The 13110-nt window shown below is 47.4% G+C and carries 12 protein-coding genes; all 12 read left to right on the top strand.

Translation table 11 applies throughout. The annotated features are described in order from the left end of the window. The first annotated feature begins 4 nt into the window (after positions 1–4). The gene (locus J3B89_RS05665) at positions 5–1342 is read left to right on the top strand and encodes a Na(+)-translocating NADH-quinone reductase subunit A (RefSeq protein ID WP_215396547.1); all 1338 of its coding nucleotides are present in this window, start codon (positions 5–7) and stop codon (positions 1340–1342) included. A 2-nt stretch (positions 1343–1344) separates the two neighbouring features. Then, the gene (locus tag J3B89_RS05660) at positions 1345–2550 is read left to right on the top strand and encodes an NADH:ubiquinone reductase (Na(+)-transporting) subunit B (protein ID WP_215396546.1); all 1206 of its coding nucleotides are present in this window, start codon (positions 1345–1347) and stop codon (positions 2548–2550) included. Next, a complete protein-coding gene (locus J3B89_RS05655) occupies positions 2543–3328 on the top strand; it encodes a Na(+)-translocating NADH-quinone reductase subunit C (RefSeq protein ID WP_215396545.1) in 786 nt (261 codons plus the stop codon). Before J3B89_RS05660 ends, J3B89_RS05655 begins: the two co-directional genes overlap by 8 nt. Then, positions 3321–3950: an NADH:ubiquinone reductase (Na(+)-transporting) subunit D gene (locus J3B89_RS05650; RefSeq protein WP_215396544.1), complete on the top strand. Its 630-nt coding sequence runs from the start codon at positions 3321–3323 to the stop codon at positions 3948–3950. The genes J3B89_RS05655 and J3B89_RS05650 overlap by 8 nt, the downstream gene beginning before the upstream one ends. 10 nt (positions 3951–3960) lie before the next feature. Then, the gene (gene nqrE, locus J3B89_RS05645) at positions 3961–4569 is read left to right on the top strand and encodes an NADH:ubiquinone reductase (Na(+)-transporting) subunit E (RefSeq protein ID WP_215396543.1); all 609 of its coding nucleotides are present in this window, start codon (positions 3961–3963) and stop codon (positions 4567–4569) included. 18 nt (positions 4570–4587) lie between these two features. Continuing rightward, a complete protein-coding gene (gene nqrF / locus J3B89_RS05640) occupies positions 4588–5820 on the top strand; it encodes an NADH:ubiquinone reductase (Na(+)-transporting) subunit F (RefSeq protein WP_215396542.1) in 1233 nt (410 codons plus the stop codon). 62 nt (positions 5821–5882) lie between these two features. Further along, the gene (locus tag J3B89_RS05635) at positions 5883–6908 is read left to right on the top strand and encodes an FAD:protein FMN transferase (protein ID WP_215396541.1); all 1026 of its coding nucleotides are present in this window, start codon (positions 5883–5885) and stop codon (positions 6906–6908) included. A gap of 10 nt (positions 6909–6918) precedes the next feature. After that, positions 6919–7131 (top strand): (Na+)-NQR maturation NqrM, encoded by a 213-nt coding sequence (gene nqrM / locus J3B89_RS05630; protein WP_215396540.1) that lies wholly within the window; start codon positions 6919–6921, stop codon positions 7129–7131. Positions 7132–7200: 69 nt separating this feature from the next. Then, a complete protein-coding gene (locus tag J3B89_RS05625; RefSeq protein ID WP_215396539.1) occupies positions 7201–8490 on the top strand; it encodes an NCS2 family permease in 1290 nt (429 codons plus the stop codon). Positions 8491–8496: 6 nt separating this feature from the next. Further along, entirely contained in the window at positions 8497–9357 is an 861-nt protein-coding gene (locus J3B89_RS05620) for an MBL fold metallo-hydrolase (protein ID WP_215396538.1), read from the top strand. Between the two features lie 88 nt (positions 9358–9445). Next, positions 9446–12106, top strand: coding sequence for an ATP-binding protein (locus J3B89_RS05615; protein WP_215396537.1), 2661 nt, complete (start codon positions 9446–9448; stop codon positions 12104–12106). A gap of 153 nt (positions 12107–12259) precedes the next feature. Next, complete coding sequence (locus J3B89_RS05610; RefSeq protein WP_215396536.1) at positions 12260–13102, top strand: HDOD domain-containing protein; 843 nt, start codon at positions 12260–12262, stop codon at positions 13100–13102. Positions 13103–13110 lie beyond the last annotated feature (8 nt).

The raw sequence follows: 13110 nt of genomic DNA, 5'->3' as shown, positions 1-13110 counted from the left end.
ACGTATGATAAAACTCAAAAAAGGCTTGGACATTCCCCTCGCGGGCAGTCCTAAACAAGAGATCAGTGCGGGCAATACCATTAAAACTGTCGCTGTATTAGGCGAAGAGTATATTGGTATGCGTCCAACCATGTCGGTTGAAGTTGGCGATACAGTAAAGAAAGGCCAGGTACTTTTCGAAGATAAGAAAAATCCGGGTGTTAAGTTTACTGCACCGTTAGCGGGCACCGTCAAAGAGATCAACCGTGGTGCTAAGCGGGTATTACAATCTGTAGTGATTGCTGCAGCAGGTAATGATGCCGTTGAGTTTGCCAAATATTCTGCCGATCAGCTCGCTGGGTTAAGCCGTGAGCAAGTGGTGCAAAATCTGGTGGACTCAGGACTGTGGGTAGCATTTCGCACCCGCCCGTTTAGCCAGACCCCCGCTATTGAAAGTACTCCGCGTGCGATTTTTGTCAATGCCATGGATACCAATCCTCTGGCAGCTGATCCTGCGGTAGTTATTGCTGCTGACAGCGACGCATTTACCCAGGGTTTAACCCTGTTAGCCACGCTGACAGGCGGTAAGCTATACCTGTGTAAGAAAGCCGGCGCTACAGTACCCACTATCAGCAAAGCTGAAGTTGCAGAGTTTGATGGCCCGCACCCTGCAGGTCTGGTAGGAACACATATTCACTTGCTGGACCCGGTAAGTGCGAAAAAGATAGTGTGGCACATCGGTTATCAGGACGTTATTGCGATCGGCAAGTTATTTACCACCGGTGAGCTAAACAGTGAGCGCGTCATCGCCATTGCCGGCCCGGTTGTGAAAAACCCGCGTTTGGTTAAAACCGTACTGGGGGCTTCAACCAGCGAACTGACGGCAGGTGAACTGGCAGATGGCCAGAACCGTATTATTTCCGGTTCAGTGTTAGCCGGTTCCACGGCACATGGCGTGCATGGCTATGTTGGCCGTTACCATACCCAGCTTTCTGTGCTGGCTGAAGGTACTGAGAAAGAGTTCCTGGGCTGGATTGCTCCGGGCGCAACGAAGTTTTCAGTAACCCGTGCTTATTTGTCGCATCTGAATCCGAAGCGGTTGTTCAATATGACTACTACCACGAATGGTTCAGCCCGTGCCATGGTACCGATTGGTAACTATGAACGTGTGATGCCACTGGATATTCTGCCTACGCTGCTGCTGCGTGATATGGTGTCGGGTGACACTGACGGTGCAGTATCCTTAGGTTGTCTGGAATTAGACGAAGAAGATCTGGCGTTGTGTACCTTTGTGTGTCCGGGTAAGTATGACTATGGCACCATTTTGCGTAGTTGCCTGACGACCATTCAGAAGGAAGGCTAATCATGAGTTTGAAGCATTTTTTAGAGCGCATTGAGCCGTCTTTTGAGAAAGGCGGTAAATATGAAAAGTGGTATGCGCTGTATGAAGCTATTGCCACTGTCCTTTATACTCCGGGTCTTGTTACGAAAAACGGTACTCACGTGCGTGACAGTATCGATTTAAAACGCATCATGATCTTTGTCTGGCTGGCGTTATTCCCGGCGCTGTTTTTTGGTATGTACAATATTGGTCATCAGGCAGTTATCGCTCTGCAGGCTGGTTTTGGTACACCAGATACCTGGCAGGTTGCTATTTATCAGGCCTTAGGTGGTGAGTTGACAGCACAGTCAGGCTGGGGCAGTAAAATGTGGTATGGTGCCGTTTGGTTCCTGCCTATTTATGCCGTAACCTTTATTGTTGGTGGTTTTTGGGAAGTATTGTTTGCTTCAGTGCGTAAGCATGAAGTGAACGAAGGCTTCTTTGTTAGTTCTATCCTGTTTGCCCTGATCCTACCGGCAACCATTCCGCTGTGGCAGGTAGCACTGGGTATTACTTTCGGTGTTGTGGTAGCCAAAGAAGTGTTTGGTGGTACTGGCCGTAACTTCTTAAACCCTGCCTTAGCAGGCCGTGCTTTCCTGTTCTTTGCTTACCCGGCGCAAATTTCCGGTGATGCAGTGTGGACAGTCGCTGATGGTTACTCAGGTGCGACCTGGTTAAGTAAAGCGGCTTCAGGTGATTTAGATTACTCTGCCAATATGCAACTTTGGTGGGACGCTTTCTATGGTTTTATTCCGGGATCTGTCGGTGAAACCTCAGTATTAGCACTGTTAATTGGTGGTTTAGCCCTGATTTACTTCCGCATTGCCTCCTGGCGCATTGTTGCTGGTGTAATGGTCGGTATGGTGTTAACAGCGTACTTGTTCAATGCTATTGGCTCTGAATCTAATGCCATGTTTGCTATGCCGTGGCACTGGCACTTAGTACTGGGTGGTTTTGCTATTGGTATGTTCTTTATGGCAACCGATCCGGTATCAGCCTCTTTTACCGATCAGGGTAAATGGGCGTACGGTATTTTAATTGGCTTTATGGTGGTGATGATCCGTGTAGCTAACCCGGCATACCCTGAAGGTATGATGTTAGCCATATTGTTCGCGAACCTGTTTGCGCCATTATTCGATTTCTTCGTGGCTCAGGCCAATATCAAGCGGAGGCTGGCACGTAATGTCTAGTAATAACGATAGCATCAGCAAAACGCTGATCGTAGTCATCTCTCTATGTTTAGTCTGTGCGGTTGTGGTATCCACTGCAGCGGTTCAACTACGCCCGCAGCAAACAGCAAATAAACTGCTCGATTCACAAAAAAACGTGTTGGCAGTGACCGGTTTGCTGACGGGTAGCAATGTTGCTGAGCTTTACAGCAAACACATTGTTGAGCGTTTTGTTGATCTGGACAGCGGCGATTTTGTTGAAAAGCCAGCAAATTATGATTACCGCAAGTTTATGAAAGACCCGAAAGAAAGCACGCGCCTGGTAGGGCAGGATGACTTAGCCTCGATCAAAACCCGGGCAAATATCGCACCTGTGTACCTGGCCTATGAAAACGGTGTTGACTCTGGTGAGTTAACGTCAATTGTATTGCCAATTCATGGCTACGGTTTATGGTCTACTATGCATGCTTTCCTGGCTCTGGCTCCGGATGGCGCGACTATACAAGGCCTTAACTACTATGAGCAGGGTGAAACCGCCGGCTTGGGTGGCGAAGTGCAAAACCCAAACTGGGTCAAGCAGTTTGAAGGTAAAAAACTGTTAGATGCCTCTGGTTCACCTGCCATTAAAGTTCGCAAACCGGGTAATGCCAGCCCTGACTCAACCTATGAAGTTGACGGCTTATCAGGCGCAACGTTAACGGCTAATGGTGTACAGAACACTTTCGATTTCTGGGCAGGTTCCAAAGGTTTTGCGCCTTTCCTGGCCAAAGTTCGTGATGGAGCATTAAACAATGGCTAATGCAAAAGAGATTAAAACCGTTCTTTTTGGACCGGTATTTGCTAATAACCCCATTGCACTACAGGTACTGGGTATCTGTTCTGCACTGGCGGTAACCACAAAAATGGATAAAGCCCTGGTAATGTGTATTGCACTTACGCTGGTAACGGCTTTTTCTAACTTTTTTATCTCGTTAATTCGTAATCATATACCGTCCAGCGTGCGCATTATCGTGCAGATGACCATTATTGCATCTCTGGTAATCGTAGTAGACCAGCTGTTAAAAGCTTTTGCTTACGATGTGGCCAAAGAACTATCGGTATTTGTTGGTCTTATCATTACCAACTGTATCGTTATGGGTCGGGCTGAAGCCTTTGCAATGAAGAGCAAGCCAGGTATCAGCTTCCTTGACGGTATCGGTAATGGTTTAGGTTACAGCGTGGTGCTGATGACAGTAGCTTTTATCCGCGAATTAGGTGGTTCAGGTACGGTATTTGGTATCGAAGTTATGCCACTGGTAAAAGATGGCGGCTGGTATCAGCCAATGGGCTTGCTGTTAATGCCACCAAGTGCCTTTATTATTATCGCGGCGTTTATCTGGGTACTGCGCACCTTCCGCACTGAACAAGTCGAGAAGGCATAAGGAGCTGTAGATGGAACATTATATAAGCTTATTTATCCGCGCAGTGTTTATTGAAAACCTGGCGTTGTCGTTCTTCCTTGGTATGTGTACCTTTATTGCCGTATCGAAAAAAATCACCACATCTTTTGGCTTGGGTGTGGCAGTGGTTGTGGTTTTAGGTATTTCGGTACCGGTCAATAACCTGGTGTATCAAAATCTGCTGGCTCCGGGTGCATTAGCCTGGGCTGGTTTCCCGGAGGCTGATTTAAGTTTCCTGGGCTTTTTAACTTATATCGGTGTTATTGCTGCGTTGGTACAAATTCTGGAAATGACGTTGGATAAGTTTTTCCCGGCATTGTACAACGCCTTAGGTATCTTCCTGCCGTTAATCACCGTTAACTGCGCTATTTTCGGTGCGGTAGCCTTTATGGTTGAGCGTGATTACAACTTCGGTGAAAGCGTAGTGTTTGGCCTGGGTAGCGGGATTGGCTGGATGTTGGCTATTACACTGCTGGCAGGTATTCGTGAGAAGTTAAAGTACGCAGATATTCCACATGGTTTACGTGGTCTGGGTATTACTTTCTTAGTAGTGGGTTTGATGGGCTTTGGCTTTATGTCATTCTCTGGCGTATCACTGTAAGGGGTAAGGGAACACAAGATGGAAAACTTAGATATTATTCTTGGCGTTGCCATGTTTACTCTGGTGGTTCTGGCCTTGGTGGTTATCATACTGGTAGCTAAATCCAAGCTGGTAGCCTCAGGTGACATTACCATCAGTATTAATGGCGACCCAAGTAAAGCGATAAAAACCAAAGCTGGCGGCAAATTGCTGGGAGCACTGGCAGATAACGGTATTTTCTTGTCATCTGCCTGTGGTGGTGGTGGTTCTTGTGGTCAGTGCCGGGTGCACGTAAAAGCCGGTGGCGGTGAAATTCTGCCCACTGAACTTGGCCACATTACTAAAGGTGAAGCCCGCGAAGGTTGCCGTTTGTCCTGTCAGGTGAATGTAAAATCTGACATGGAAATTGAAGTTGAAGAGGAAATCTTCGGTATCAAAAAATGGGACTGTACTGTTATTTCTAATGATAACAAGGCCACTTTTATTAAAGAGCTGAAACTGCAGATCCCGGATGGCGAGTCTGTGCCGTTCCGCGCCGGTGGTTATATTCAGATTGAAGCGCCGGCCCACCATGTAAAGTACAAGGATTTTGACATCCCTGAGCAATACCGTGGTGACTGGGAACGCTTTAAGTTCTTCAGCCTGGAGTCAAAAGTAGACGACGAAACTATTCGTGCATACTCAATGGCGAACTATCCGGAAGAAGAAGGCATTATTATGCTGAACGTGCGTATTGCTACGCCGCCGCCAAATAATCTAACGTTACCGTGCGGTAAGATGTCATCTTATATCTGGAGCCTGAAAGAAGGCGATAAAGTGACTATTTCTGGCCCCTTTGGTGAGTTCTTTGCCAAAGAAACTGAAGCAGAAATGGTGTTTATCGGTGGTGGTGCCGGTATGGCGCCAATGCGCTCGCACATTTTTGACCAGCTACGCCGGTTAAAATCGAAACGTAAAATTACCTTCTGGTATGGTGCCCGCTCTAAGCGTGAAATGTTCTACGTAGAAGATTTCGATATGCTGGCGGCAGAAAATGACAACTTCGAGTGGCATGTAGCGTTATCAGATCCACAACCAGAAGATAACTGGACCGGTTATACAGGTTTTATTCATAATGTTATTTATGAAAACTATCTGAAAAATCATAAAGCGCCGGAAGATTGTGAGTTCTATATGTGCGGCCCGCCGATGATGAATAAAGCGGTTATCAATATGCTTAAAGATCTTGGCGTAGAAGATGAAAACATTCTGTTAGACGACTTCGGTGGTTAACAGTTAAGTAAAACCAGCAGGGGCACCGTAACAGGTTGCCCCTTCTGCTATCAGGAACCTTTATGTCCCGTGTTTCTTTGCTGAAAAACTGGCTGGCTCTTATCGGGCTGGCCATTTTAGTTTCATGCAGCCCGTCAACTCCGCCGACTGAGCAATATCAGTTAAACGGTAACACGATGGGCACTTACTATGTGGTGAAATTTTATTCCGACACTGCAGTTGATAAAACGGCCTTGCAACAGCAGATTGATATTGAACTGGAACTGGTAAACGACTTAATGTCTACCTACCGGCCTGAATCGGAGCTAATGCGTTTTAACCGCCACCGCGACGGCAGCGTTTTTCCGCTGTCGCCACAAACCCACACTGTAGTGGCAGAAGCGCTACGTATTGCACAGCAGACACAGGGCGTGTTGGATGTGACAGTTGGCCCCTTGGTAGAGCTATGGGGCTTTGGTGCCAGAGGCCGTATAGAGCATGCTCCGGATGATGCGGTAATAGAACAAACCCGTGCTGCGGTTGGCTATGATAAGTTGGCGCTTACAGCTCAAGGTTTGCAAAAAACTGTACCTGAACTTGCCGTTGATTTATCTACCATAGCAAAAGGTTTTGGTGTAGATCAGGTAGCGGCGATACTGGAACAAAACGGTATTACTAATTATCTGGTAGAAATTGGTGGCGAAATGCGTTTAAAGGGCGTTAAGCCTGAGCAACAGCCGTGGAAAATTGCGATTGAAAAGCCCGTTAATAACGACCGTGCCGTGCAACGTATTTTAGTACCTGGCGATATCGGTGTGGCAACCTCCGGTGACTACCGGAATTACTTTGAAGAGAATGGCATACGTTATTCGCATTTACTCGATCCGCGTACTGGCAAACCAATTAACAACCGTACCGTATCGGTTACGGTATTACACCCGTCCTGTATGACAGCAGACGGCTATGCTACAGCGCTTAATGTCATGGATTCGCAAGAGGCACTGGCTTTTGCCAACCAGCATGGTATTGCGGTTTTACTGGTGGTTAAAACAGACGATGGCTATACAGAGCTTAGCTCTGAAGCTTTTGAGCCTTATTTAAAACAATAGCGGAGTGGTTATGACTATTTTTTTATTAACTTTTGGTTTGTTTTTGCTGGTGATGATCGCTATGGCCGTTGGTTATCTGTTACAGCGTAAAACAATTGCCGGTAGCTGTGGTGGCCTGGGCGCAGTAGGTATAGAAAAAGCCTGTGACTGCGATAAACCTTGCGAAAAACGGCAACAGCGGCTGGATAAAGAAAAATTCTGGCAGCAGAATAAAATTATCTGAGCAAATTATTTTATCCGTTTTTACTAAAGCTGGCATCTTGCCAGCTTTTTACATTAGAGGAAGAGCACCTTGCTGGACAGACTCTTTGCACTTAGTGCCCGCGGCACATCGGTTAAACGTGAGGCCGTAGCGGGTTTAACGACCTTTATGGCTATGTCATATGTGTTGTTTGTTAACCCGTCCATGCTGGCACAAACTGGTATGGATCAGGCGGCAGTCTTTGTTGCTACCTGTTTGGCTGCTGCCTTAGGTTGCCTGTTAATGGGCCTGCTGGCCAACTTGCCGGTAGCGTTGGCACCGGGTATGGGGCTGAATGCCTTTTTCACTTATGTGATAGTGATTGAGCAGGGGCATAGCTGGCAAACCGCACTGGCGTGTGTATTTTTCTCCGGTTGTTTGTTTTTGCTGCTGAGTATTTTCAAAATCCGTGAGTGGATTATCAACAGTATACCGTTGCCGCTGAAGATGGGCATAGCTGCCGGTATTGGTATGTTTCTGGCGCTGATAGCGCTTAAAACCGCCAATATTATTGTGGCCAGCCCGGCTACGCTGGTAACCCTGGGAGATTTACACAGCCCACAAGTATTATTAGCCGTGGCAGGTTTTTTTATTATTTTTGCTCTGGCACACCGGGGGTGGCACAGTGCGGTGTTAATCAGTATTTTGCTGGTAACTGCTGCTGCATGGTGGCTTGGTGATACCCGGTTTACCGGTATAGTCGCGCTACCGCCATCAATAGCCCCTACTTTTATGCAACTGGACTTTGCCGCAGCCCTTAAGTTGAGTATGTTACCGGTTATTTTAAGCCTGCTGTTTCTGGATTTATTTGATACCTCCGGCACTCTGGTCGCGGTAAGCCATAAAGCGGGTTTAATGCAAAAAAACGGCACAGTACCGGATCTGAACAAAGCGCTGATTGCAGACAGCAGTGCTACCATTGCCGGCGCACTGTTTGGTACCTCCACCACCACCAGCTATGTAGAGAGTACCAGTGGGGTAGCAGCAGGTGGCCGTACCGGGCTTATGGCAGTAGTGACTGGTTTGCTATTTCTGGCCACATTGTGGTTTTCACCCTTGGCCGCTATGGTGCCATCTTACGCTACAGCCGGTGCCTTGCTGTATGTGGCTACTTTAATGCTTGGCAGCCTGAAGCATGTAGAGTGGGACGATATGATCCAAGCCGTGCCGGTGTGCGTTGTGTTAATTATGATGCCGCTGACGTTCTCTATTTCAGATGGTATCGGTATGGGGTTTATCAGTTATGCTGTGTTATGTTTAGTTACTGGTAAGTTACAGCAAACTACACTCAGTGTCTGGATACTGGCACTGATATTTCTGGCCAAATTTATCTGGGGATAATAAGCAATGAAACTTAGCTTAGTTACTACTACACTGCTATTGCTGCTAGCGGCTTTACCGTTACAGGCTGACCGTTTTAAAGATATACAGATAGAAGAAACGAAACTGGCAGACAACCTGTACATGTTGTCTGGTGCCGGTGGCAATATGGCTACCTTAATTGCCGGTGATAAGGTGTTGCTGGTCGATACGCAATATGCTGAATTAGCGGGTAAAATTCAAACTAAGTTATTGCAGTTAAGCGCAAATAAACCCCTGACAACCCTCATTAATACTCATCTGCATGGTGATCATGTCGGCGGTAACAGTGTACTTGCAGCCAATATTGATATTATTGCCCATAGCAACGTATTAAGCCGTTTAACACAGGATGCAAAATTTCCGCGCAATGGTTTGCCGAAAATCACCTTTAGTGACCAGCTTAGCTTACAGTTAAACGGCCAGACAGTCAGGCTGGACTACATGCCGCCAAGCCATACTGACGGTGATATTGTGGTCTGGTTTGAACAAGCCAATGCGGTACATTTCGGTGATTTGTTGTTTGAAGGCCGGTTTCCGTTTATTGATGTCAGCAACGGCGGTTCGGTTAAAGGTTATATTGACAATACCCGCACGCTTATCGGCATGCTAAACGAGCAGACTAAAGTTATCCCCGGCCATGGCCGGTTAACAGACAAAGCCGGTGTGCAACGTTCTCTGGATATGATGGAAGCCACGCTGGCAGTGGTGCAAGGGTATAAAGCAGCCGGTATGACCGAGCAGCAGGCGGTAGACAAGGGGCTGGGCGAGCAATGGCAAGGCTGGCACTGGAACTTTATTACCGAAGAGCGCTGGATCAAAACCTTGTATCATGCCGATGTAAACTAGCGCTTGTGGCGTTGTCATATGCTGGTTATGCTGTAGCGATGAAAAATATGCAAAGCCGGTAAGGCTTTGCCTGTGAGCCAGGACAGGGATGAGGTTACGCGAAACGCTCGTTGCTTATATGTTGCCATTGCTGGTATTACCGGTAATGGCTTTTGGCTATCTGGCGTACCAGTTCAGCAAGCAACATTTACAACAGGAAGCTTATTTTAAAGCAGAGCAGGCGTTGTTCAGACAACAAACCGAGCTAACGCAGTTTTTGTTGCAGCAACAAACCCGGCTTGCCATGCTGGCACAAAGCCCCCTGCTACAGCAGCATATCGTGCAACGTAGCAATACTACACTGACACCGTTAGAGCAGCAGTTTAATCAATATGTAATGGCTGATCAGCATATTGTGGCCCTTAAGCTGGTGAACCTGAACGGTGAGTACGAAACCCAGTTACCAGCCAAAGCCGAAGTGTCCGGTATCCCCAACCGGTTTCGTAATGAATACTTCTCGTCACTGCAGGCTATGGTAGATGAATCAGGCTATTTTTTAGCCCGTGACAACGACAGCAAAAACCTGCAGCTGTTTTTTGCGCATAAGCTGTATGCCGGCTCAGTTAGTGAGTCCCGCCGGTTGTGGGGATATCTGGTGGTTGCTGTCAAACCGCAACTGCTGTCTGATATTGTTAAGTATCAACATACGCCTAACAGCGTTACCTTATTGATCAGTAAAAGCGCCACAGTGACGTATGCCAACACACCGGCATTAATTGGCAGTGCTTTTGCGCCGACTAATTTTCGCGCTATCCAGCAAAGTATTGATGCTGATAAGTTCAAGCCGGTGATCTTGCTTGGGCAAACACGGCTATTGCTGGGCAAAAGCCTGCCGGGCTCTTTTCAGCTGTTATATGGCCTGGATGAGAGCGAACTGTACCGCCAGCAGAAAATGCTGTCGCTGGTACTGGTGCTGATGACATTGCTGGTTTGCCTTATGTTGCCCTTGCTGGTGTACTGGCTATTGATCCGCAATGTATTTGAACCGATTAAACAACTGACAGCGGCGAAAACAGCAGTAGGGCGGGGAGATCTGTCTACTTTACTGGAAGTGACCAAGCAGGATGAACTGGGCGACATGTTCGCTGCTTTTAATGTTATGGTCCGTCAGCTACGGGTGTATCGCGAACGGGAACGTGCTTATAAACAGCAGTTGGAAGACAAAGTACTGCGCCGTACGCAGGATTTAGCCCGCGCCAATGATGACTTAGCCGCAGCGAACCAGGAATTGATCCTGGCCCGTGAAACAGCCGAACAGGCTAACCGGCTGAAAAGCGTGTTTCTGGCTAATATGAGCCATGAGATCCGTACTCCGCTTACTGCCATTATTGGCTTCTCAGAGCAAGCGCAGACCGAACCTGATAACGACAGGCGGCAAAATTATTTGCAGCGGGTACTGAAAAGCGGTGATCACTTGCTTGGATTAATTAATGATATTCTGGACTTATCTAAGATAGAAGCAGAAAAACTGGAGCTGTTGCACGAGCATTTTAACTGCTTAGCATTGATTGATGATGTTTTTCAGTTAACCCGTAGTCAGGGCGAAGCGAAAGGGCTGACCTGTCAGCTAGACTTGCAATTTCCGTTACCGCTGATGCTGTATAACGACGTATTACGCTTTCGGCAGGTGTTGTTAAACTTAACCAGTAACGCTGTCAAGTTTACCCAAAAAGGCAAAATAGTTATCAGTGTGTCTTTCGACGCCATTCAGCAACAGCTGTCAATTAAAGTAAAAGATACCGGGATCGGAATGTCTGCAGAAGAGCAGGGCCGCATTTTCCAGCCTTTTGTGCAGGCAGATGCCACGGTAACCCGTCATTTCGGCGGTACCGGGCTTGGCTTGTGTATTTCAAAAAAACTGATGCAGCAAATGCGTGGTGATATACAGGTTGAAAGTGTAAAAGGTATTGGTAGCTGTTTTGAGCTGCAATTTGACTGTTCAGGCCAGTTAACTGAGCTGGTGCAGTCTTTTTCAAGAGAGACTCAGGTAGCTTCGCAAAATGCCCAAACCGTTGCGGTGCAGCAACTGCATATATTAGTGGCCGAAGATAACCCGGACAATCAGCTACTACTGCAGCTAATGCTGGAAAAAGCCAATACCAGCTGCGTACTGGTAGATAACGGCCATAAGGCAGTAGAGCGAGCTTTGGCGGAAGATTTTGATCTGATTTTTATGGATATGCAAATGCCGTTAATGGGCGGCGAAGAAGCAACGCAGTTAATCCGTCATGCCGGTATTGATACGCCGGTAATTGCTGTAACAGCAAATGTGATGACCGAAGATCTTGAGCGCTACAAGCGGGCGGGTTGCCAAAGCTTGCTGGCAAAACCGGTTAACCATAAAGAGCTTATGGCACTGTTGGCAAAGTATACTAACCAGACGATATCAGCTTTAAACAGCCTGGAACAGCAATTGGCACAGGATCCGCAAATGCAAGCGTTAAAGTGCCAGTTTGCTAACCAGTTACCGCAATTGTATCAAGAGCTGGAACAGTACTTTAACACCACACAGTGGCGTGAGCTGGCATTTGCAGCTCACAGCCTTAAAGGCAGTGCGGGTAGTATGGGATATCCGCAGCTTACCCGGCTGGCTGGCGAACTTGAAGTGGCGGCCAACAGGCAACAGCAGGACGAATGCCGGCAACTGCTGACACAGATACTAGTGAATATTCAGGCAGATAATGAGAATAACACCGTTTCTGATGTCTGATAATTTTACATATGCCCCACAATTGGCGCACAATAACCACCTGCCAGCGTTTATAGAGTGCAAAGTGAACCATGGCACCTATACTGAGCTGATAGTACAACATATTGATCAGGCAGTTAATTCTGTCTTTGCCTACTAATCCGGAGCCTTTTTATGCCAGCACAGCAGCAGTTGCTTCAGATCCTTGAACGTAAAATACAACAAGATCAGCTGATATTGCCGACATTACCGGATGTTGCATTGACAGTACGGCGCAGGGCCACTGAGCCAAATGTCAGCCTGCAGGAGATGGCAGATGTTATAGCGCAAGACCCGGCACTGGCAGCCCGGATGATAAAAGTGGCTAATAGTGCTTTTATGGGCCGTTCGATCAAGGTTTCTACGCTGAATCAGGCTGTCACGCGCATTGGGCTTAGCCAGATCCGTAATATTGCCATTGCTATGGCACTGGAGCAGGTATTTGTATCTAAACATAAACAAGTGCAGCAACAACTGGATGCATTGTGGCAAAGCAGTGTACAGGTAGCCAGTGTCGCAGTGGCGTGTTTGTCTTACTACAATAGCCGTGAGGCGCGTACCGGTTTAAATAAAGACGTACTGACATTAATGGCGTTGGTGCACAATATTGGCGCTTTGCCTATCGTTGCCGAAGCAGAGCGGCAGGAAGCACTACTTGGTGATCCGCGTTTCTTACTGCATCTGGCAACCAGTTTGTCTGCTGATGTCAGTCTTCGGATCATGTATGCCTGGGCTTTCGCTGAACCATTTCAGCAGATGGCATCAAGCTGGCAAAAACTGCAGCCAGACAAACCAGGGCCTGGGTACACTGATTTTATCCGTTTGGCGGTAATTGCCAGAGATGGCTATGCAGATAAAGAGCTGCAGCAGCGTTTACTGCGGTATTATATGACGATGCAGATGGTACCCCAGCAAGATTTTATGCAACATCCTGATATACAAGCAGTATATCAGGATGTGCGTGCTGTTTTCAGTTAGGCTGAACC

This window comes from Rheinheimera oceanensis, from assembly GCF_018831085.1.
In the GTDB taxonomy this organism is placed as follows: Bacteria; Pseudomonadota; Gammaproteobacteria; order Enterobacterales; family Alteromonadaceae; genus Alishewanella; species Alishewanella oceanensis.
This window is presented reverse-complemented; position numbering and strand designations above follow the sequence as displayed.